14 protein-coding genes, 1 tRNA gene and 1 pseudogene are annotated in these 21787 nt (G+C 62.5%); 6 read left to right on the top strand and 10 right to left on the bottom strand.

Going from position 1 to position 21787, the window contains the following annotated elements; translation table 11 throughout:
* Window positions 1–172: 172 nt before the first annotated feature.
* Window positions 173–2425 (top strand): sodium-translocating pyrophosphatase, encoded by a 2253-nt coding sequence (locus ACFMO7_RS08950; RefSeq protein ID WP_376795142.1) that lies wholly within the window; start codon window positions 173–175, stop codon window positions 2423–2425.
* Window positions 2426–2868: 443 nt separating this feature from the next.
* On the opposite strand, the gene ACFMO7_RS08945 is transcribed toward ACFMO7_RS08950, so the two are convergent.
* Window positions 2869–6756, bottom strand: a complete 3888-nt coding sequence (locus ACFMO7_RS08945; protein WP_376795144.1) for an LAGLIDADG family homing endonuclease — start codon at window positions 6754–6756, stop codon at window positions 2869–2871.
* A gap of 345 nt (window positions 6757–7101) precedes the next feature.
* Window positions 7102–7386 (bottom strand): annotated as a pseudogene (locus ACFMO7_RS08940) (ribonucleotide reductase N-terminal alpha domain-containing protein); the annotation flags it as partial.
* 478 nt (window positions 7387–7864) lie between these two features.
* Here ACFMO7_RS08940 and ACFMO7_RS08935 point away from each other — a divergent pair.
* From ACFMO7_RS08935 to ACFMO7_RS08920, 4 genes are all read left to right on the top strand, one after another.
* A complete protein-coding gene (locus ACFMO7_RS08935) occupies window positions 7865–9106 on the top strand; it encodes a competence/damage-inducible protein A (protein ID WP_376795141.1) in 1242 nt (413 codons plus the stop codon).
* Window positions 9107–9399: 293 nt separating this feature from the next.
* The gene (locus ACFMO7_RS08930; RefSeq protein WP_376795140.1) at window positions 9400–10734 is read left to right on the top strand and encodes an Nramp family divalent metal transporter; all 1335 of its coding nucleotides are present in this window, start codon (window positions 9400–9402) and stop codon (window positions 10732–10734) included.
* Window positions 10735–10759: 25 nt separating this feature from the next.
* A complete protein-coding gene (locus tag ACFMO7_RS08925) occupies window positions 10760–11290 on the top strand; it encodes a putative immunity protein (protein ID WP_376795139.1) in 531 nt (176 codons plus the stop codon).
* A 410-nt stretch (window positions 11291–11700) separates the two neighbouring features.
* Window positions 11701–12759: a site-2 protease family protein gene (locus ACFMO7_RS08920; protein ID WP_376795138.1), complete on the top strand. Its 1059-nt coding sequence runs from the start codon at window positions 11701–11703 to the stop codon at window positions 12757–12759.
* 53 nt (window positions 12760–12812) lie between these two features.
* Here the strand turns inward: ACFMO7_RS08920 and ACFMO7_RS08915 are convergent, their stop codons facing one another.
* From ACFMO7_RS08915 to ACFMO7_RS08880, 8 genes are all read right to left on the bottom strand, one after another.
* Entirely contained in the window at window positions 12813–13025 is a 213-nt protein-coding gene (locus tag ACFMO7_RS08915) for a hypothetical protein (protein ID WP_376795137.1), read from the bottom strand.
* A 202-nt stretch (window positions 13026–13227) separates the two neighbouring features.
* Entirely contained in the window at window positions 13228–14154 is a 927-nt protein-coding gene (locus ACFMO7_RS08910) for an NAD(P)-dependent oxidoreductase (protein ID WP_376795136.1), read from the bottom strand.
* Between the two features lie 98 nt (window positions 14155–14252).
* Complete coding sequence (locus tag ACFMO7_RS08905) at window positions 14253–16280, bottom strand: acetyl/propionyl/methylcrotonyl-CoA carboxylase subunit alpha (RefSeq protein ID WP_376795135.1); 2028 nt, start codon at window positions 16278–16280, stop codon at window positions 14253–14255.
* Window position 16281: 1 nt separating this feature from the next.
* Window positions 16282–17073, bottom strand: coding sequence for an enoyl-CoA hydratase-related protein (locus tag ACFMO7_RS08900; RefSeq protein WP_376795134.1), 792 nt, complete (start codon window positions 17071–17073; stop codon window positions 16282–16284).
* A 200-nt stretch (window positions 17074–17273) separates the two neighbouring features.
* The gene (gene corA / locus ACFMO7_RS08895; protein WP_376795133.1) at window positions 17274–18251 is read right to left on the bottom strand and encodes a magnesium/cobalt transporter CorA; all 978 of its coding nucleotides are present in this window, start codon (window positions 18249–18251) and stop codon (window positions 17274–17276) included.
* A 136-nt stretch (window positions 18252–18387) separates the two neighbouring features.
* The gene (locus ACFMO7_RS08890) at window positions 18388–19995 is read right to left on the bottom strand and encodes a carboxyl transferase domain-containing protein (protein ID WP_376795132.1); all 1608 of its coding nucleotides are present in this window, start codon (window positions 19993–19995) and stop codon (window positions 18388–18390) included.
* Between the two features lie 180 nt (window positions 19996–20175).
* Window positions 20176–20628: a thioredoxin family protein gene (locus tag ACFMO7_RS08885; RefSeq protein WP_376795131.1), complete on the bottom strand. Its 453-nt coding sequence runs from the start codon at window positions 20626–20628 to the stop codon at window positions 20176–20178.
* Window positions 20629–20689: 61 nt separating this feature from the next.
* Complete coding sequence (locus tag ACFMO7_RS08880; protein ID WP_376795130.1) at window positions 20690–21175, bottom strand: DUF4395 domain-containing protein; 486 nt, start codon at window positions 21173–21175, stop codon at window positions 20690–20692.
* Window positions 21176–21633: 458 nt separating this feature from the next.
* Between ACFMO7_RS08880 and ACFMO7_RS08875 the strand changes: the two genes are divergently transcribed.
* A tRNA-Gln gene (locus tag ACFMO7_RS08875) sits at window positions 21634–21707 on the top strand.
* Window positions 21708–21787: the final 80 nt, after the last annotated feature.

Genomic DNA, 21787 nt, shown 5'->3' with positions numbered 1-21787 from the left:
ACGAAAGACAGGATAATATGATAAATAAGAATAATGTTCTACTGCTAGCATCGTCAGTCCGCCCGCACCAGGGCCTTGCTACTTCCTGCTGTCACGGCCATCGCCAGATTGTTCTGGCCTCACTTTGAGCTGGGTGTTCGTATTGACACTATCTGCCTTCCAAGGAGGTTGAATGGTCTATTACATCTTGGTCCCCATCGGTGTGGGACTTCTTGCCGTGCTGTTTGCGGCCTTTTTGATCAACGACGTGCTGCGGAGAGATACAGGTACGCCTTCAATGCAGAAGATCGCGAATGCCATCTTCTCCGGCGCAACCGCCTTTCTCAATCGGCAGTACCGCACCATCGCATTGCTGGCGGTTGGTGCGGCTGTTCTGGTGGCAGCCGCCCTGGCGCTCCTTGGTCAGGGAACGCCGGCTGCCCGGTTCAATCTGGCCTGGCACACCGCTCTCGCTTTCCTGGTGGGAGCGCTCTGCTCTGGTATCTCGGGCTATACAGGCATGTACGTTGCCGTGAAGTCCAATAGTCGCACCGCCAGCGCGGCGCGTCGCAGCCTGGGCGAGGCCCTGGTTGTGGCTCTGCGCGGGGGAGCCGTCTCCGGCTTCCTGGTGGTGGCGCTTTCGATACTGGGTGTTTCCTTGCTCTTCACCATCTTTGGCGGCCTGTCCAGCCCGGCCACGACGCCGTCGCTGATCGTTGGCTTCGGCTTCGGCGCCAGTTTCGTGGCCCTCTTCGCCCAGCTCGGCGGCGGTATCTATACCAAGGCCGCCGATATGGGGGCGGATCTGGTCGGCAAGGTTGAGGCGAACATTCCCGAGGATGACCCGCGCAATCCAGCGGTGGTGGCCGATCTGGTCGGCGATAACGTCGGCGACTGCGCCGGGCGTGGTGCCGACCTCTTCGAGTCAACAGCGGCTGAGAACATCGGGACGATGATCCTGGGCGCCACGCTCTATGAGGCAACCGGCAACATCGGCTGGATGCTCTTCCCGCTCGTGTTGGGCGCTTTCGGGCTGATCGCCTCGGCTATCGGTGTGCTTTCGGTCCGAGCCTCGGCCGTGATTGAACCCGAGAAGGCGGCTGGCCGCGATCCCGGCCAGATTGCTATGCAGCGCCTCAATATTGGCTACTACATCACCTGTGCTCTCTCGCTCGTCGGCATGTTCCTGGGCTGCTACCTGCTGCTCGGACAGAGCTCGGTCTCAGCCAACTACGGCCTGCCTGCCTGGCTCTGGTTCGCCCTGGCTGGTACGGTCGGCATCGCTCTGAGCATCGCCTTCGTCTTTATCACGCAGTACTATACCTCCGGGACCTGGCGCCCGGTGCGTGAGATCGCTGCGGCAACACTGACTGGTCCGGCCACAACAATTATTAGCGGCATCACGGTGGGATTCGAGTGCATTGTCCCGCCGGCTCTGGCAATCAGTGCCGCTCTGGGCCTGGCTTACTTCTTCGGGAGCCAGGTTCATATCCCGCTGGCCTCTCTGGGAGCCATTAATGTCAGCGGGATTTTCGGAACGGCGGTGGCCACGGTCGGTATGCTGATGAGCTGCGCCTATATCCTGACAATGGATACCTTCGGTCCGATTACGGATAACGCCGGCGGCATCAGCGAGATGAGCGGTCAGGCGGAGTCGGTGCGCGCCATTACGGACGCTCTCGACAGCGTCGGCAATACGACAAAGGCTCTGACCAAGGGCTACGGCCTCGGGTCCGCGGCCCTGGCCGCTTTCCTGCTCTTTAGCGCCTATCTGGATGTGCTCTATAGCTTCCGCCACGATCCGACGGTCTATCGGGTCGATCTGGCTAATTTGAGTACGTTCATCGCGGGCCTGCTCGGCCTCTCCCTGATCTTTTTCTTCAGCTCGCTGGCGATCCGCGCCGTGGGGAAGGCCGCTGGACGCATGATCGAGGAGGTGCGTCGGCAGTTCCGCGAGAACCCGCGCATTATGGCGGAAAACCCCGATGAGCGCGTCGACCCCGATTACGCGCGCTGTGTGGATATCAGTACATCGGGCGCTCTGCGCGCCATGGTCCTGCCCGGTACGGTGGCGGTCTTGACTCCGATCGCTGTCGGCGTGATCCTGGGACCACAGGCCGCTGCCGGCCTGTTGATGGTGGCGACGATGGGCGGCATCGTGGTGGCCCTCTTCTTGAACAACGGCGGTGGGGCCTGGGACAACGCCAAGAAATATATCGAGGCTGGCTATCTGCGCGTCAATGTGAAAGGGGAAATCGTCCCGCCCGATGATCCTGAGGGGATTGTTCTGGGCAAGAAGAGCGAACCGCACAAGGCGAGCGTAATCGGCGATACCGTCGGCGATCCCTTTAAGGATACCGCCGGGCCTTCGCTGCACGTGCTCATTAAGTTGCTCAGCACGATTACGCTGGTGCTGGCTCCCCTCTTCTACTTCCTGCATGTCTAGGGCTAGCCTTCGGCAGGCAGGCAGGAGGACAGGAGGCCAGCAGCGGCCAGTACGGAGGCGGTAAGGGACAGGCTCACCCAGCCGCTTGAGGGAGAGAAGAGGAGCCGGCAGGCCCGGTCTGATCTTGCCAGAGGTCTGATTTGGGCCTGCCCGGCCTGGCCCGGCACTCGGGCGCTGCTTTGCTCGGGTGCTTCCTCGGCGCTCGCCATGCATATGGGAAGCTTGCTCGGAAGGCAGACATGGCCTGGAAGGTCTGTTCCAGATCGTCGTCTTATCCGTCGGCTGCAGAGCGCCAGCACCGGGCGCCACCGATAGAGAAAGAAAGGGACGGGGGAAGATTCCAGTCTGGAGTCTTCCCCCGTCCCTTTCTTGGGTTCTTGCTCCCTGTCAGCCCGGCTCGCCGCGCTGAGAGCGGGCTGGGCCGGGCCGGTCTCCCCTGCGGCTCAGCATTCGCTGTAGCCGCAGCTGTAGCATTTACGACAGCCTTCTTCGTAGACCATCGTGTTGCAGCCGCACTGCGGGCAGAGGTTTCCGGTGACGTTGAGATAGCCAATCTGCAGGGATTCTCCGGGACCGCTGTTGTTGTGGCTCTCGCTCTGCGGCTGACGATCCAGAGAGGCCGGCGTGTTCGATCCGCTTTCGAGCATCTCTAGATGCAGCTCCAAGGCCCTGGCTACGGCGTCCGGCAGGGAACGAATCTGCTGGATGCCGAAGCCTACAGAACGGCTGCCGGCGATGCCGCGCAGTTGCTCGGCGACTTCGCGCATGCGATCGACCTGCGAGAGCGGGCTGGGAATGCGGAGAATGAGCGAGATGAGCCGTCCCAGTGCTTCGGCCAGGGCCAGGATGTCGCTGCCGGCTTTGCCAACGTTGACGAAGACTTCCAGCGGACCGTGCTCGTCGCTGTTGATGGTGACGTTGACTTTGCCCTCGGGCGCCCGGATCTTGCGCGTGTAGCCGTGCAGGACTTCGGGCGGGGGCTTGATCATCGGCCCTTGATTGACTCCCGGCTCGGCTCTTCCTTCGCTGTGGGCTGATTGTTGATCCTGGCCAGCCGGGGTCGCCGATGCGGACTGAGCCGGCTGGGGATGCTGCTGCTCCGATTTTTTCTCTTCGATGTGAGAAAGGACTCCAACCCGTGATCCGTCGCGCATATAGGTGATGCCTTTACAACCAAGCTCGTAGGCCAGCGTGTAGAGCTTCTTGACGTCCTCAACGGTGTGGCTGTTGGGCGCATTGACGGTCTTACTGATGCTGGCGTCGGTATACTTCTGAATGGTGGCCTGAACCCGGACGTGCTGCTCGGGTGTCAGATCGTTGGCGGCGACAAAGTAGTCGGGAGTGGGTTCGCCCGGATGCTCGTCGCGCCAGGCTTTGAAGAGAGGATGGTAGAGCACATGCTCGCCCGTGCGATCGCGTCGCACCATCGCGAAGTCGTAGACCGGCTCGATGCCGGAGCTGACGCCGGCAAAGAGACTGGTGGTGCCCGTCGGGGCCTGGGTGAGCAGAACGGCGTTGCGGATGCCCTGCTTGCGGATCTTGTCCTGAATCTGTCTGGGCAGGCGCTGGATAAAACGCCCCTGCATGTATTTCTCGCGCTCGAAGCGCGGGAATGGCCCTTTCTCGGCAGCAATGTCGGCTGAGGCGTCATATGCCGCGTCACGAATGGTGCGATAGATGCGCTCGATCACTGGAATGGAGCGGTCGCTGCCGTAGGGGATCTTCATTTTGATGAGGGCGTCGGCCAGACCCATGGTGCCAAGTCCGGTGCGCCGCGTGGCGAGCTGCGCCTGCCGGTTCTCTTCGATAAAGTACTCGTTGGCATCGATGACGTTGTCAAGGAAGCGCATGGCGACGCGGGCAATCTCGGCGAGCTGCTGATAATCCATCTCGCCGTCCTTGACAAAGGCGGCCAGGTTGAGCGCCCCCAGGTTGCAGACGCCCCACGGCGGCAGTGGCTGCTCTCCGCAGTTGTGCACGACCAGGCCGTTGGCGATGAAGAGGTGCATTTGCGGTTCAACAAGATCGTAGACCAGCTCTTCGCCGTCTGGCTCCAGGCTCTCGAAGGTGGCCAGATACTCTTCTGGTTCTGGCTCCCCCTCGCTCGCACTCTGGGACAGAGCGACGCTCAGGATACGCTGGCGACTGGCCGGCAGAAGGCCGATCTGGTCGCTGAAGCGTCGCAGATGGCAGCCACTGATGCACAGTGCGTCACCGCTCCCTCCAGGCTGGCTCTGGGGCTGTGGGCGGATCTCAGAGAGAATGGCGAAGTTCAAGAGGAGCCGCTGGATATCTTCGAGCAGCGAGCGCGGGCAGCCGCTCAGGAGGAGGACAGACCCGCCCTGGCGATCGCAGGCGAGGCTTCCCGCCAGGGAGAAGAGCGTGGCCAGGAATCCCCGCTGCATGGCCTGCCTGCCACGCAGGATGGCGGCAGGGAGGCGCTGGGAGCAGGCGGCCTCCGCTTCGGCGGCGCAGAGAGCCTCAGCCTGGGCAAGGGTGGCCTCGCTCAGCTCAGGATCAGGGGCGGGCACCTCGAGGCCGTTCGCTCGGGCTGTCCACCAGGCCAGGGCCTGACCCAGTTCCGCGCTGCCCTCTGTTCCGAAAGCACCGCCGTGGCGCAGGAGATGGAGCCGCTCGCCAGGGCGCAGCTCAGCGGCAGCTTTCCAGCCGTCGGTGGTGAGGAGGCGATGGTCGGCAGTGAGACGCAGGCTATAGCCTTCGCGCGTGCGCAGCCGATAGACGGGCTTGACTCCGGTGGGGAAGACAGGGCTGGCCAGCCGCAGCGGACTCCTGAGGGAGGCCAAGGCCGTGCCGCGCTGACCGATCTCGACCCGGCGTGCGCTCCCAACCAGGGCCGCCGCCGCACGGCTGGGTTCCTGCGACACAATCGGCACAGGCAGTCCATTCTGGGCCAGCTCACGGGCCGGAATCAGGCCGGCGCCGGTGTAGATAAGTGTGTCGCCGGTGACGCAGGGATTGACGCAGTTGATCTTTTCGTAGTACCAGGTATTGGCTTCCTTATTGCAGCGGTCCATGAAGACGACGCCCGGCTCAGCGGACTCCCAGGCCGACTTGCAGATGAGGTCCCAGAGGTCGCGCGCACGCACCGTCTTCTTGACTTCGCCCTGCCAGACCAGGTCCCACGGCTCGTCGTTTTTGACGGCCTGCATGAAGCGATCGGAGATGCAGACCGAGAGATTGGCGTGCTCGATCTTACCCTCGGTGCGCTTGACAGTGATGAATTCTTCGACGTCGGGATGGGTGTCGTCGAGCATGAGCATGAGAGCACCGCGCCGCGAACCTCCTTGCTGGATGACGTCACCCGTCGCCACCGAGTAGAGCTGAGCCCAGGAACAGGGGCCAGAGGCCGTGCCGTTGACGGTCTTGATGTAGGAGCCACGGGGCCGCAAGGTCGAGAGGTTAATACCTACGCCACCACCACGAGCCATGATTTCGGTCATGATCTTGAGGTTGTCAAGGATGCCCTGGCGGCTGTCTTCCGGACTGGGAATGACGTAGCAGTTGGAAATGACCAGACCACCCGCGATGAAAGAGTGATCTTCCTCGACTTCGATGTCAAGCACTGGCCCGCTGTAGTCTTCAATGGCAATGGCAGTCACCGGCGTCCAGATCAGCCCCTCATACTCGATGGGTCGCCCAACTGCTGCCTCCGAGGAGAGGTTGGCCGGGCAGCGGTCCAGCCATGAGGCCAGCTCTCCAAGGGCCGTACAGACGCCGAGCGGCGCCGTCAGACGATAGCGCTCGCTACCCTGGGTAGCCAGCAGCTCCAGAGCAAAGGGAGAGCCCAGGCGGAGCAGCAATTGCTGCAGCTGCAGGGCCAGCGCCCGGCTGCTGAGGACCAGCGAGACCTGGCCGCTGACGAACTGGCCCGCCGCTTCGAAGAGGCCGTGCAGCAGTTGACTGGCCAGGGCCGGCGGCAGCGTCTGGGCCCAGGCGGGCAGACGACGCTGGTAAGGGTAGCTCCCAAAGGTTCGCTCGCAGTAGCGCGCCAGGGCCGGGGCCAGAAGCTGCAGACGGTAGCGCGGCGGCTCGCTCTGCTCCTCGATGAGAGGCGAACGCCCTGTTAGCTTTTCGGCGATGGCCGCGATGGCCGCCGCTGGCTCTCGCTCAGTGAGGGCGAAACTGAGCTGGAGACCTTCGATGCGTCCCGTCCCGTTCTGGCGCAAAATGGTGCCATTGGCCAGCCAGCGCCCCAGAAGATAGCACAGCTCGCCTGTGAGCGGCAGGGACTGGCGAGCTGCGGCGCTCTCTTCCGACTCCAACTGCAGCGGCTCCGGCTCCTTCTCCGCGCTCGCATAGCCCAGAGCCACATAGTCCCCTGGCCTGATCTCGCGCGCGGGGATCCAGGCCGGCTCGTGAGAGACTCGCCAGCCGCCGCCATCTTCCGACCTGCTGAGCCAGTCGGCACGCAGCAGATAGACTTGATGCTCCCCGGTCAGGCGCAACGGCGCCCAGCCGTTTTGAGCACTATGAATCGTATACAAAGGCTCGTGCGCCTCGCGCTCGAAGCGATGGCGTACCGGCCGTAGGCGGCCACGGTGCGTGACAACCAGCTCTCCAACCTCTACCTCGCCAATGGGACGATAGCCAGAGGCCGTCAGAATTTCCTGCTCGGGCGGCAGGCAGTTGTAAAAGGTCACCTGATGGCCGGAGCCAGCTCCCGCCAGAATGCGTCCTCCCGGCACAAACTTGAAATCGGTCATGGCCTCATAGAAGCGCTGCTCCCAGTAGGCACGCAGCTCCTCCGTCTTCTCAACTGCCGCGATCCCTCGGGCTACACGGGCCCATAGCTCTTCAGGATAGTGCTCCAGCGGCTGGCCGTTGGCATCCTTGAGCGAGTAACGATCAAGAAAGACCTTCAGACGAATACCCTCTAGCTGCGTTCGCTTGGATGTATTGCCAGGCGCTTTGGGAGTCTTAGACTCCTGCTGCTCCAACATTCCGTGTTACTCCTCTCTCAAAGTACAGCGCGTCAGTCACGGCCCGCCACCACGTGGGCTGTAAGTCCGATCTGCCGCCTTTGCGCGGACCGGACAGACGACAAAGAAAGGGCAGGTGGGAAATAGGACTCACTTCTAGTGAACTTGTCCTGCAGGCAAGTTATCGGCTATGATTTCCCCGGTCGACCTTCCTCGGGACAGTATACTAGGAAACCTCCCCGATTACAAGCCTTTGGGCACAAGATATTGAGATTTTCTTATTCTCAGGCACAACATATTGAGAGACATTGAGACGTGGTATGATAAGGGGGGATGTGGCTGGCCGGCCAGTCGGCGCAGTGCGGGTGGGGCGACACGCCTTGGAAGGGAGGGCCAGGGCCAGCCGGGCAAGAGACTGCCCGCCGATGGCGCTCGCCTGGGCCTGGCAGATGAGCCACACAGACCACGTATTGCTTGCTGTGGAGGAATTGACGGCATCATGCGGGCAGAGATTATTTCTTGTGGCACCGAGCTGCTGCTCGGCCAGATCACCGATACCAATGCCACCTACCTGGCGCAGAGCCTGAGCGGTTTAGGGGTCGACCTCTACTTCGTCTCGCAGGTCGGGGACAACCTGGAGCGCATCGTCGAGACACTGCGCCGTGCCTGGGAACGCTCTGAGCTGATCATCATGACCGGTGGTCTCGGACCAACCGAAGACGACCTGACGCGCGAGGCTATCAGCGCACTTCTGGGAGAGAGCATGCAGGTTGACCCGGCCCTGGAGGCCGAGCTACGCGCCTGGTTTGCCGCCCGCGGCGTCCAGATGCCCGAACGCAACGTGAAGCAGGCCACCCTGATTCCTTCGGCCCGTCCCCTGCCCAACCCCCTGGGTACGGCCCCTGGCTGGTGGGTCGAGAAAGAGGGACACATCATTGTCGCCATGCCAGGGGTGCCACGCGAGATGCATCGGATGTGGGAGGCCGAAGTCATTCCGCGCCTGAGTCCCTATACTGGCGGTCTGATCTTCACGCGCATCTTACGCGTGATCGGCCTGGGAGAGTCGACGGTGGAGCAGCGTCTGGAGGCTTTCATTCATGCCAGCAACCCAACAGTAGCCACCTACGCTAAGAGCGATGCCGTGGATGTGCGCGTGACCGCCAAGGCCGCCAGCCGCCAGGAGGCTGAACGCCTGGTGAAGGAAACGGAGGCGCGCATTCGCGAAGTGCTGGGAGACTATATCTTCGGAGTTGATAGGGAGACGCTGCCGGGCGTAGTTGGCGCGATGCTGGCTCAACGGGGCCAGAGCCTGGCGGTCATGGAGGGCTTCACCGGGGGTCTACTCGCCAGTCTGATCACCGACGTACCCGGCAGCTCGCGGTACTTCCGCGGCGGCCTGGTAGCCTACAGCCGCGCCGTCGCCCTGGAGATGGGTCTCAGCCCAGCCCTGGTTGAGCAGGCCGGCCTGGTGAGCGAGGCGACGGCGCGTGCAATGGCACAGCTCGTCCGTCAGCGCCTGGGAGCCGACTACGGCATCGGCCTCACAGGCGTGGCTGGTCCCGAGCCGTTCGAGCAGAAACCCGCCGGCACTTTGGCCATGGCGATCGCTGGACCTGGCGGCTTCGTGACCTCCAGCGGCAGCGGCTGGCGCGGGAGCCGCGAGGACCAGAAATATCGCTCCGCCCTTGGCGCGCTGAATCTGCTTCGCCTTCATCTGCTGGGCATTAAAAAGGCCCAATAGCGGGTCAGGCCAGCCACCCAGCTCCCAGCCAGTGCCCTTCATGCCGCGCTACGGCAAGCCAGCGGTTTCAACTGGTTGTTGTGGCAGCTTGCCCCTTGTCAGGAGAGCAGCCCGAGTGCTATCATTACCACGCCCTGCACGTGCGCTCACCACAGAGGAGCAGGCCCGTTGCGGCCTGTCGGCGCGGGCTGCCAGCCAGCCAGCCAGTGCAGGGGTAGCCTTCACGACTCCCTCCCTCCGGCTGGGGGCCAGAACGAACGCCACCTTGCTAGCTGAAGTGATGCTGGTGCACTATGGAGAGATCCGGCCAGAAGACAACGGAGCTGCAGACAAAGGACCGCGCCACCCGCAGCAAATCGGCGCGGTCCCGTTTTCCTTTCCGTCTTAGCCGCTCGTCGCCCCTGATTCGGCTGCTGGCGGTACTCGGTCCCGGCCTGATTGCGGCGAACGCTGGCAATGACGCTGGGGGTATCGCTACCTATTCGGCGGCTGGGGCCAATTATGGCTACAACCTGCTGTGGGCCCTCTTCATCAGCAGCTTTTTTGTGGCCGTGATTCAGGAAATGTGCGCTCGCATGGGGGCGGTCACTGGCAAGGGCCTGGCCGATCTGATCCGCGAGGAGTTTGGCGTGCGCTGGACAGCCCTCGCTATGCTGGCACTGCTGATTGCCAATACGGGGATTACGATCTCGGAGTTTCTCGGGATTGGGGCCAGCGTACAGGTGCTGGCTCAGGATGTCCATACCCCCTGGCTCTACGTGACAGTACCGGTCTGTGGGCTGGTGCTATGGTGGCTGGTAATCAAAGGCTCCTATCGGCGCGTCGAGAAGGTCTTCATCGCCATGTCCCTTGGCTTCCTCTCCTACATCCCCGCCGCCTTCGTGGCGCATCCCGATTGGGGAAACATCGCCCATCAGAGCGTCTTTCCTGGCTTCCAGATGAGCAGCGACTATTTGCTGACAGCCGCCGCCCTGGTGGGCACCACCATCAGCCCCTACATGCTCTTCTATGTGCAGTCGGCTGTCGCTGATAAGGGTATCCATGCCGGCGAGTACATCTATGAGCAGATCGACGTCTACAGCGGAACGCTCTTCGCCACCATTATTTCTTTCTTTATCGTTGTCGCTACAGGGGCAACCCTTTTCGTCTCTCACCACCCGGTGAGCACGGCTCTGGATGCGGCTTTCGCCCTGCGCACCCTGGCTGGTCCCTACGCCTCGCTCCTCTTTAGCATCGGCCTCTTCGGGGCTTCTCTGCTGGCGGCGGCGGTGCTGCCGCTCTCAACAGCTTACGCGATCTGTGAAGCCTTCGGCTTTGAGCGCAGCCTCTCGCGTAGTTTCCGCGAGGCACCGGTCTTTCAGGGCCTCTTTACCGCCCTGATTGTGCTGGGTGTCCTGGTGACGCTGATCCCTGGTCTGCCCATCTTCCAGGTGTTGATCGTGCTCCAGGACATCAATACGGCCATGCTGCCAATTATTCTGGTCTTCATCATTCTGCTGGTTAACAACCGCCGCCTGATGGGCAAGTATAAAAACTCGCTGCTCTTCAATATCTTCGGGTGGGCAACCGTCCTGTTCGTCTCCGTCCTGACCCTGATCCTGCTGGCCGTGAATGTCTTACAGCTCTAGGTGCTGGCTGGCAGACTGGAAGAAAGTGACAGGTGATAGCGTGATCATTAAGTATCCTCGCGATCCCAGGCTGATCACCTTCCGTCGCGGTGGTACCCTCAGCGATACCGATCATCGCCTGCTTGCGCTCTGGGCCGCTACCTGCGCGGAGCACGTGCTGCCTTTTTTTGAGAAGGTAAGGCCCCAGGACCAGCGGCCGCGCCAGGCCATTGCCGCCGCCCGGTCCTGGGCGCGCGGGGAGCTAGCGATGATGGCGGCCCGGGCCTTGGGCGGGCAGGCGATGGGAGCGGCCAGAGAGCTGAGGGGAGCGGCCCGCTATGCGGCCTACGCTGCCGGTCAGGCTGGAGTCGTGGCCCATGTCGCCGATCACGCGCTGGGAGCGGCGGCTTACGCCCTCAGAGCCGTCCAGGCAGCCGCCCCGGCGGATCAGCAGGAGCAAGCCCGTCGCCGAGAGTGCCAATGGCAGCGCGAGCAGCTCCCGAGCGAGATCCGTGAACTCGTGCTTGATGATCAGCGCCTGCGCAACGATGTATGCTGGTACGTCTTTGACTGCTAACCCCTACCGTGCCCTTCAGGATGGGCGCGCGAGGACAATTATGGCCCGGCTCGCTTCCACTCTTTGGGCAGCTACCCTCGACTACCCGGTCCCCTGTCCCCAGGATGCCGCTCACGGCTCAAGCCGAGGGGCGATTGAGACAGAAGAATCTTTTCAGGCAAATTGGCACATATTTTCAGCCTTTTCGCACCGGCTGAGCGCTCGTGGCGGAGAGAACAGGCCAAGGCTCAGAAGAGAGATGGCCGTGGCCCGCTGGCCGACTCGCTCGTTTGCGGGTTCTGACCTGACAGCTTCCCTTTTCTCTTCCCGAGAGATCGACAGCATTGACAGCAAACGAGGCTTACTAGCACACGTGTGCTAGAATAGTATTACATCGGTGCAGCCTGAAAAGGAGGAGAGAGGTCAGCAGCATGGAGCAAGATCCAGGCCAGGTCTATAGCTATGCACCCCAGAGCGGGCCCGACTCGCTCGAAAGGGCCTTCGACTATACCCACCCCGACTTCTACCGCCTCCCGCCTGGTCCGCCTTCCGACCCGTTTGCCGCCACAGGGGCGGAGCAAGCAGCAGAGCTGCAGCCCTACCGCGGCCCGCAGGATGTGACGCGCTATATCTCCGCGGGGGATCAGGCCGACGGCGCGGCTACGGCGGCAGAAGGACAGCCACGGGTCCCTACTACTACCACTACCGGTCTCAAAGGGAAAAAGGGTCTGGCCGGCCTGGGCGGCAGCCTGGCGGCTCTCGCGGCACTGCTCCTCAAGTTTCAGTGGCTCGGCTGGTTACTCAAGTTTGGCTGGGCCGGCATCTCAGCGCTCGTCTCGCTGGCTTTCTATGCCATGATCTTCGGCTGGGCCTTCGGCCTGGGAATCGTGGTCATGCTCTTCGTGCACGAGCTGGGACACGCCCTTGTCATCAAGGCCAAGGGTATCCCTCTGGGAGGAATGATCTTCATTCCTCTGTTGGGCGCGGCTGTGCTGATGAAGCGCCATCCCCGCAATGCCCGCGACGATGCCGAGATCGGCATTGCGGGGCCGCTGGCCGGAGGGCTTGGCTCCGCCGCCTGTCTGCTGGTAGCCTGGTTTCACCCGGCGGGTGTCTGGGCGCCGCTGGCCTACTTCGGCTTCTTTATCAACCTGTTGAATTTGATCCCGGCTCCGATGCTGGACGGAGGGCGCGTCATAAAAGCGGTTGACCGCCGCCTCTGCCTGGTTGGCCTGCTGCTCTTGCTGGCCTACGAGATCTGGCTCTGGCTCAATAACGATGAGATCTCTCTCTGGCTACTCCTCTTGCTGGCGCTCGGCGTCGCCTCCCTCTGGATCCAGCGCGGAGAGGAGGCCAGCCGTCCGCACCATTACTACGAGGTCCCCCTGCGCTTCCGCGTCGCAATTGCCGTGGTCTACTTCGGGCTGATTATCCTGCTCTCCCTTGGGATGGCGCTCTCACGCAGCCTGATCATCCCCTACAGCCTCTAAAGGCTTACCCGGCGAGCTAGCTGCTCCCTCCCTCAAGCCAGAACATCGCCAGTTCAACGCTCCGAAGAGCGTGGCGGCAGCGAACGGGCGTTCCTGGTCCCTTTGGGAAGCGCGATATCAGCCGCGTGCAGGCTGGTGACGCAGGAGAAGGAAGGGCGCAGGGAAGCATCGCCGCAGCGGCGCGCTCGGGCCTGCTGCTCCTTCTTGAGACGACGCTCCAGGGCCACAACTCTTTCACTGGCCTCTTCATGAGAAAATTGCTCCATGCTGGTTCCTCCTTTCTGCCCTGCCCGGTCCACAAACTTCTGCCTCGTCCCAGGAGACAAGCAGACAAGCGCGGCGGCTCAGGCGACGTACAGGGCTTTCGAGACTGTCAGAGAGAGTCACTATCGACTATCAGTGAATGAAAAACTGTGACCTGTAGAACAGGCAGTCTGACGAGCTGGCACCTCGCCAACTGGCGGGCAGTTAGCTGGAGGCCGTGCGACTGCGCACTTCAACGCCGGCCAGGCGCTCCAGCACCTTGAGCAAGGCGGTATAGTCTTCCCGGCCATAGCCTTCGGCCCGGGCCATCTCGTAGAGCTGGCGCGCCAGTCCCGTCAACGGCAGGGGCGTCTGATACTGGGCTCCCAGTTCCAGAGCCAGGTTAAGATCTTTCTGCAACAGATCGGTCATAAAGCCGGGCTGGAAGCTCCCCGTAAAGGCGCGCATCGGAAATTGATTGGCAAGCTGCCAGTTGGCGCCGGTACTGACGTTGATAATGTTGGCCATCAGCTCCACGTCTGCGCCGGCTTTCACTCCCAGTACAAGGGCCTCGGCGGTAGCCGCGGCAATCACTCCGGCCAGCATGTTGTTGACCAGCTTGACGACCTCGCCAGCTCCCGAGGGGCCGACATAGAAGATGCGCTCGGCCTTGCCCATCGCCTCCAACAATGGACGGACTCGCTCAAAGACGGCTCGCTCTCCTCCGACCATAATGGCCAGGGTGCCGGCGATCGCTCCCTGCGACCCTCCACTGACGGGCGCATCCAGAAAATAAACGCCTCGCTCGCTAGCGAGTTGTGCCAGGCGGCGGCTCGTTGCGGGCGCGATAGTGCTCATATCGATGATGATCAACCCCGGCTGCGCCCCCTCCAGAATGCCCTCGGGACCGGCAACCAGGTGCTCAACATCCTGCGAGGTGGGCACCATCGTGATGACTACCTCTCTCTCCGCCGCCAGTTCACGCGGCGAGGGAAGAAGCCTGGCCCCCGCTCGAAGCACTTCCTGGACACCCGGCTTCTCAGGATGACGAGCATAGACCGCGACCTCGTGCCCGGCCTTGAGCAGATTGAGCGTCATCGGACGCCCCATTGTCCCAATCCCTATGAAGCCGACCTTCATCTTAGATACCACGTCCTTTCTCCGTCAATCGATACAGCTTCGCTCTTGCCCGGCTCTCCGTTCTCCGTCCTTCGACCTCCACCACCAGGCTCACCACGATCCCGCCTTCTTCAAGCCTCTTGCTGGGCTGCCGCGCCGGCCTCCTGGCGGCCCGCCTCTACCTCAACAACGACTGCCCCGCCCTGGACGACGTCGCCTTCGTGGTAATAGATACGCCGGACCAGACCATCGTAAGGAGCCGTGATGGCATGCTCCATTTTCATGGCGCTCAGGATGACCAGCACCTGGCGCTGTTTGACGGGCTGGCCTTCCCTGACCTGCACCTTGACAACCGTGCCAGCCATTGGGGCCGTCAGGCTCTGGCCTCCACTTTGGCTGCTTCCTCGCAGGCTGCTCTCAATGGCTGGCGGCTGCGCCCGCAGCAGGCGATAGAGCCGCCCCCGCAGCATGACCTGCGTCTCTCCTGTCAGGCGCAGCAGTTGTACACGCTCACAGCGCTCTCCACGCCAGAGGGCGAGCGCCCCATCGGGCGCCGGCTGTGGCCGCACCTCCTCCGCTCCCCCTCCATCGATCTGGACACGCCAGCATCCCCCACGGCCAGGGAGATACTCAAGACGAACCTGATGTTCTTCTCCTTCGTAGCGGTAGCGCAACAGCCGCCCTTCACCGCTCAGGCGCCAGGGACCAAGGCGCCGCCAGGGATTGCGCTCGGTGCGCTCTTCGTGGAGCACCTCAGCCAGAGCCGCCGCGCACAAGGCCGGCGCTAGCGCCTTTGGCTCACGCAGGATCTCAGGCTCCAGTAGCCGCTGCTCTTCCAAAAAACCGGTGGAAGTGAGACCCTCGCGGAAGGCCGCGTTCTCGGTAATGGCATGCAGCAAGGCGCTGTTCGTCTTGACCCCGAAGACCGCTAGCTCCTCCAGCAGGGTCCGCATGCGCGCGATACTGACCTCACGCTCCTCACCATAGGTGATCAGCTTGGCCAGCATCGGATCGTAGAACTGGCTGACCTCAGAGCCGCCTTCTACGCCGCTATCGATGCGCAGGCCGGGCCGCTGGGGGACAACGAAGCGCAGAACGGTGCCTGTGGAGGGAAGAAATTGCTGCTCAGGATCTTCCGCATAGAGGCGCATTTCGAGGGCATGGCCGCGCGCGACCAGCTCTTCCTGGCGTAGCCGCAGCGGCTCGCCAGCGGCGATCAGAATCTGCTGGCGCACCAGGTCGAGACCCATGACCAGCTCGGTAATCGGGTGCTCGACCTGCAGGCGGGTGTTCATCTCCAGAAAATAGAAGTGCTGATCACGATCAAGCAAGAATTCCAGGGTGCCAGCGTTGACGTAGCCGGCAGCCCGCGCGATGCGTACGGCGGCTTCACCCATCTGGGCCCGCAGGGCCGGCGTCAGAGCTGGCGATGGACTCTCCTCGACGATCTTTTGATGGCGGCGCTGGATGGAACACTCGCGCTCGCCCAGGTGGACCACCTGCCCATAGGCATCGGCCAGGACCTGGAACTCGATGTGTCGCGGCTGCACGAGCAAGCGCTCAAGGAAGAGCGTACCATCGCCAAAGGCCGCCAGGGCCTCGCGTCGAGCCCCCTCCAGTTGAGCCGCGAAGTCGTCCAGCGAGTGAACTACCCGCATGCCCTTTCCCCCACCGCCGGCCGCCGCCTTAATCAAGAGGGGGACCCCGATGCGCTCTGCCTCCTGCAACAGGCGCTGAGGATCCTGCTCCGAACCATCGTAGCCCGGCACGGTCGGCACACCGACCTGCTGGGCCACCCGACGGGCCGCGATCTTCGACCCCATGAGGCGCATGGCGGCCGCAGGGGGGCCAATGAAGACCAGCCCCGCCGCCTGACAGGCCTCAGCGAAAGCCGGATTTTCCGAGAGGAAACCATAACCGGGATGAATGGCCTCGGCGCCGGCCTGACGGGCCACGTCGATAATGGCCTCAATGCGCAGATAGCTCTCGCTGGCGGGCGCCGGACCGATCAGATACGCTTCGTCGGCCTCGTAGACGTGTGGCGCCTGGCGATCAGCCTCCGAGTAGACTGCCACGGTGCGAATGCCCATCGCCCGGCAGGTGGCGATGATGCGGCGCGCGATCTCTCCCCGATTGGCGATCAAAATCTTCTTGAACATCTCAGTCGACCACCCAGCTCGCTTTGCGCTTCTCCAGGAAGGCGCGCAGACCCTCCTGCCCCTCAGCACTCGCCCGCAGGTCGGCAATAAGATTGGCAGTATAGGCCCGCGCCTCCTCACGGGTCAGCGAGCCAACGCGAGTGGCCAGTTGCTTGCAGGCACGCAAGGCGCGCGGCCCACCACGCAGCAGATTGCGCAGCGCCTGCTCTACCGCCGCGTCCAGCTCCTGGGAGGCCACCACCACATGCACCAGCCCCAGCTCGCGGGCCCGCGCCGCCGTAAACTGCTCTCCCGTGACAAAGAGCGCTCGCGCCTGGCCCTCCCCGATCTTGCGCACGACATAAGGAGCAATCACCGCGGGGGCAATCCCCAGACGCACCTCGCTAAAGGCAAAGCGCGCCGTCTCGACCGCAATCGCCAGATCGCAGGAGGCAATCAGGCCCAGCCCCCCACCGAGCGCCGTCCCATTGACGCGGGCTACCACCGGACAGGGGAAAGAAGCAACCGTCTCAAAGAGGTCGGCCAACCGCAAAGCCTCGGCCACATTCTCCTCGCGGCTCACATTCACCGCCTGCTGCATCATCTGAATATCAGCCCCGGCGCTAAACGAGGCACCCGCGCCGGTCAGGACCACAACCTGCAGCCGCTCATCGTCGCCTAAAGCAGTGAAAGCAGCCTGTAACTCCTCAATCAACTGCCTGTTAAAAGCATTGTGGACCTCAGGGCGCCGCATGGTCAGCGTCGCCACCCGGTCCTGAAAGCTGCGTTCGACACTGAGTAGGGTGTACTCCATTGTGCCAATCCCTAACACAAACTCAGCTGCACGTCGGGCGAAAGCCGCCCAGGCAGTTCGCCCGCCAGCCATCGGCCTCCAGACTCTTCAGAAGCCAACGGCTACCGCAGCCCTTCACTTGCCTATTGCTTTTGATTATACCATCCCTCTGCCAGCCACAGCCCTCCCCCTCAAGCCCTCCCTGCGCCTGCCCTGTTCCGTCAAAGCCAGCGCAGGCGCCGAAAGATCAACAGCAAGAGCAAGGAGACCAGGCCCATCAGGATCAGGGCCAGAGGGTAGCCATAGGTCCAGTGCAGCTCTGGCATGTTCTCAAAGTTCATGCCCCAGATACCTGCCAGCAGGGCATCGACCATCAGAATAATCGAGGCCGCCGTCAGCGTGCGCATCGTCTTATTGAGGTCGTTCGAGACGATGGAGAGATTAGCATCCATCGTCGAGCTGAGCTGATCGCGATAGAGATCAACGGTATCGGCGACGCGCATAATGTGGTCATAGACATCACGGAAGTAAAGCAGGGCATGCTCGTTGAAAAGCGGATTATCGCGATTCGTAAGCACATTGAGCACGTCGCGTTCGGGGCCAGCGATGCGGCGCAGAGTCAGAAAGCGCTTCTTGAGAGCCAGCAATTCCTGAGTAAAGGAGCGCTGGCGCAGCTCGCCTTCGAAGAGGCGGTCCTCCAGAGCCTCGGCCTGCTCGACCATGGCGTCCAGCACGGGGAAATACTGATCGACGATCGTATCAAGGAGCGAGTAGAGCAGCACAATGACCCCGCCCTCAAGCTGGCGCACGTTGCGCGTCCAGCGCTGCTCGGTCTCCTCCAGCTCGGGGATCGGATCGCTATGGACCGTGATCAGGTAGCGCTCTCCCAGAAAGATCGACAGCTCACAGACCTGGAGGTGGTCCGTGGACGGCTCCGCCCGCACCGTATAAAAGACGAGCAGGTAGAAGCTATCATACTCCTCGATTTTGGGGCGCTGATGCTTGTGGCTGGCATCCTCGACCGCCAGCGGGTGCAGGTGAAAGGCTGCCCCCACGCGCTGCAGCTCCTCCTGACTGGGATTGGCCAGGTCCAGCCAGAGAACGGTCTGCGGCTCGGCCAGGGCCTGTTGGGCCTCGGCCAGGGAGGTGACGCGCTGAAAGCAATGCTCCTGGGCATTGCAACGCAGTGCCTTCAACATCGAGATGGGCCGCTCCTTCTTCTCAGCTCAGCTCAGCTCGCGGGCCGGTGGGAGCCAGCGGCAGGGCCTTGCCCGCCCCGGACGGGGGCCGGAGGGGCCTGATCCGGCCTGGCTCGCCAAACCAGCGCGAGCCACCCTACATGCGGAAGACCCCAAAGGGCGTCTCAGGCATGGGAGCATTGAGCGAGGCCGCGATCCCCAAAGCCAGCACCGTGCGGGTCTCACAGGGATCGATAATGCCATCGTCCCACAGACGGGCCGTGCTATAGTACGGGTTGCCCTCCCGCTCATACTTCTCCAGAATCGGCTGTTTAAAAGCCGCCTCCTCTGCCTCCGTCATGGTCTTTCCGCGCGCCGCCAGATTCTCCTTGCGGATCGTCGCCAGCACACTCGCCGCCTGCTCGCCGCCCATCACAGAGATGCGGGCATTGGGCCACATCCAGAGCTGGCGCGGTGAATAGGCGCGCCCGCACATCGCGTAGTTGCCCGCTCCAAACGAGCCGCCGATAATGACAGTGAAGCGCGGAACCGGGGCATTGGCGACCGCCATAACCATCTTGGCCCCATCTTTGGCGATGCCGCCGCTCTCGTACTGGCGGCCCACCATAAAGCCTGTGATATTTTGCAAAAAGACCAGCGGGATCTGGCGCTGGGCGCACAGCTCAATAAAATGGGTAGCCTTGAGAGCGCTCTCCGAGAAAAGCACCCCATTATTGGCGATAATCCCCACCGGATAGCCCATCAGGCGCGCGAAACCGCAGACGATAGTCGTTCCATACAGCTCCTTGAACTCATGGAAGCGGCTGCCATCCACCAGGCGAGCAATCACCTCGCGCACGTCGTAGCTTTTGCGATAATCGCGCGGCACAATGCCGTAGATCTCTTCGGGATCGTAGCGCGGCGGCTCCGGCTCGGCTATCTCCCAGGGAATGTACTTGCGCCGCTGCAGATTGGCCACGATGCTGCGACAGAGGGCGAGGGCGTGCTCATCGTTGAGGGCATAGTGGTCGGCTACCCCGGAGACGCGGCAGTGGACATCGGCCCCACCCAGCTCCTCGGCGCTGACCTCCTCGCCGGTGGCCGCCTTGACAAGCGGTGGTCCCCCCAGAAAGATCGTTCCCGTCCCACGCACAATGATCGTCTCATCACTCATCGCCGGCACGTAGGCCCCGCCCGCCGTGCAGGAACCCATCACCACGGCGATCTGCGGAATACGCTGGCTCGACATGCGCGCCTGATTGTAGAAGATTCGCCCAAAGTGGTCGCGATCGGGAAAGACCTCCGCCTGCAGTGGCAAAAAAGCCCCACCAGAGTCGACAAGATAGATACAGGGAAGGCGGTTTTGCTCGGCAATCTCCTGGGCGCGCAGATGCTTCTTGACCGTCATGGGGTAATAGGTCCCTCCCTTGACGGTAGCATCGTTGGCGATGATCATGCACTCCTGGCCCTCGACCACCCCAATGCCCGTCACAATTCCCGCCGAGGGCGCCTCGTTGTCATACATATCCCAGGCGGCCAGCGGACTCAGCTCCAGAAACGGGGTGTCGGGATCACAGAGCAAACGAATGCGCTCACGGACAAGCAGCTTGTTACGCTGGCGATGACGAGCTACGGCCTCGGCGCCTCCGCCCTGCTGCACCTGCTGCAGACGCTCCTTCAGCTCGGCCACAAGCTGACGGAAATAACGCGCATTTTCCTGAAACTCAGGACTGCTGCGGTCGACATGCGTTTCGAGGACTCGCATGGGCGTTCGCTCTCTTCCTCTCTGAAGAAATCACTGCCATTGTGGCATGCGGCCTTTCGCTTCGTCAAGATGTTCCTCCATGGAAGAACGCTCTACCAGCTCAGTAAAAGAGAGCGCCCGAGCCACGAAAGGCGGTTCAGAGAGTGGGAGAGCAGCCCAGGTCGGAGGCGCCCTTCGAGGCTAGTCAACTCGCCGGGCAAGCACCCCATCGATCTGCGCAAGCAGCCGTCCGGCGGGGACAAAGCCATAGTTGACAGCCTGGGCTTTGCCCTGCCCATCCAGCACAACGGTTGTCGGCAGGGTGAGAACGCGATAGCGAGCCGTCAACTGGGGCTGAGTCGGCGCATCGATCTCGATCACCCTGACCAGCTCACCGCGAGCCGCCTCCACCTGGCGCAGCGCCGGCTTCTGCAAGCGATGGCATTGCTGACATTCGGCGCTACTGAAAAGCAAAATGCGCACCGGCGCCGTGGAAGCCGCCGCCTCAGCTTCCGCCGCGAGGCCGAGGGCCGGCGCCGCCAGAGCCGCCCGACGCTGCCGCTCCACAAAGCGCCGTCCGAGCACAATTAAAGCCCACAACAGGGCGGCCAGCCCAACTAACAAGGCCGCCCGCCAGAGCATCACATTCATCATCTTCCTGCAGTCCTTGATGGGCCAGGGCTGTCCACCCCTGGCCCTACGCTAGCCCCCCGTTTTACCTTACACCCCGCCAGTGAAAGCCCCCTTCGTAGCGCACACGAGGGACCACACCAAGCTTCCCCAGATAATAGTAGACCAGGCAGCCGGCGCAGAACCCAACCGTGAGATTGACAAAGGAGAGGACAAAAACCAGCAGGTCCAGCGCCCACCCCAGGACTGAGGCGGAGGTCAGCAGAAGGAGCAGCCCGGCGGCCAGCAAAAGCGTGGCTCCCACCCCCTGGGCGAAACGGTGCGGGGCCGGGTCATCTTCAACCAGACGGGGCTTCACCAGACCACTGGCAACCAGGACATGGCGATAGAGCAGAGCAAAGGGACCAGCCGCCGGCCAGAGAGCACTCCAGGCCAGCAGTAGCCCGGTGACCAGCACTAGCGGCGGCCAGCTCAACAGAAAGGCCAGAGCCGTCAAGACGACAACACTGCCCTGCGAAAACTTAGCCAGGCGCGTATCTACTCGCAACTCACTTGCCGATATGGCTTCCACGACGGTTCCTCCTCCAGTCCAGAGCGGGCCAGCACTCAACACGCGGCGAGGGAGAGGGAGGCCCCCCAACCAGCTTACCCCTCTCTGGACAAGATGATAACATAGTGTATCTATTTAGTAAACAACCACAACTGGCTTTCAGCTATTCCCCGCCTCCCGCCAAAGCGGCCTGCAAAACCCTGGACTTCAGCGGCAGAGGGTCGTCACCGTAGTGCCACCATTCAGACCTGAGCAAGGCTTGACCCTGCTTCCCTCTTGACAGGGCCGACAAGAAAAGGTATCCTGTTTTCGGACAGCTACAGACAAGGTGTCATGCTGCGACTTTCTCCAGCTCTCCAAGCGTGCAAGAGCGGCAGGGCAGGCAGTAAGCCGGCCAGGCCGGGATGAGTCAGGCAGGCAAAGGCGTCGAGAGCGGCGGACACCGCGTCTGATCGGCTGCGTCTCTCTTCTCTTGACTTTCGGGTGTGGCCAAGCGGTAAGGCAGCGGACTTTGGATCCGCGATCCCAGGTTCGAATCCTGGCACCCGAACCATTGCCGCGCTGCTCCCCGCCGATGGGAGCAGCGGCTGGTCCCTTCCGACCAGCAGCGAAGGTGAGCTGATCGTCTTCTTG

The sequence above is a fragment of the Thermogemmatispora sp. genome (assembly GCF_042408735.1).
GTDB lineage: Bacteria > Chloroflexota > Ktedonobacteria > Ktedonobacterales > Ktedonobacteraceae > Thermogemmatispora.
The sequence above is the reverse complement of the archived record's forward strand: the minus strand, read 5'-3'. Positions and strand labels throughout refer to the sequence as shown.

Coding starts and splice junctions, on each gene's coding strand:
- ACFMO7_RS08950 (WP_376795142.1), top strand. CDS start 173: ATGGTCTATTACATCTTGGTCCCCATCGGTGTGGGACTTCTTGCCGTG.
- ACFMO7_RS08935 (WP_376795141.1), top strand. CDS start 7,865: ATGCGGGCAGAGATTATTTCTTGTGGCACCGAGCTGCTGCTCGGCCAG.
- ACFMO7_RS08930 (WP_376795140.1), top strand. CDS start 9,400: ATGGAGAGATCCGGCCAGAAGACAACGGAGCTGCAGACAAAGGACCGC.
- ACFMO7_RS08920 (WP_376795138.1), top strand. CDS start 11,701: ATGGAGCAAGATCCAGGCCAGGTCTATAGCTATGCACCCCAGAGCGGG.
- ACFMO7_RS08915 (WP_376795137.1), bottom strand. CDS start 13,025: ATGGAGCAATTTTCTCATGAAGAGGCCAGTGAAAGAGTTGTGGCCCTG.
- ACFMO7_RS08905 (WP_376795135.1), bottom strand. CDS start 16,280: ATGTTCAAGAAGATTTTGATCGCCAATCGGGGAGAGATCGCGCGCCGC.
- ACFMO7_RS08900 (WP_376795134.1), bottom strand. CDS start 17,073: ATGGAGTACACCCTACTCAGTGTCGAACGCAGCTTTCAGGACCGGGTG.
- corA (WP_376795133.1), bottom strand. CDS start 18,251: ATGTTGAAGGCACTGCGTTGCAATGCCCAGGAGCATTGCTTTCAGCGC.
- ACFMO7_RS08890 (WP_376795132.1), bottom strand. CDS start 19,995: ATGCGAGTCCTCGAAACGCATGTCGACCGCAGCAGTCCTGAGTTTCAG.
- ACFMO7_RS08885 (WP_376795131.1), bottom strand. CDS start 20,628: ATGATGAATGTGATGCTCTGGCGGGCGGCCTTGTTAGTTGGGCTGGCC.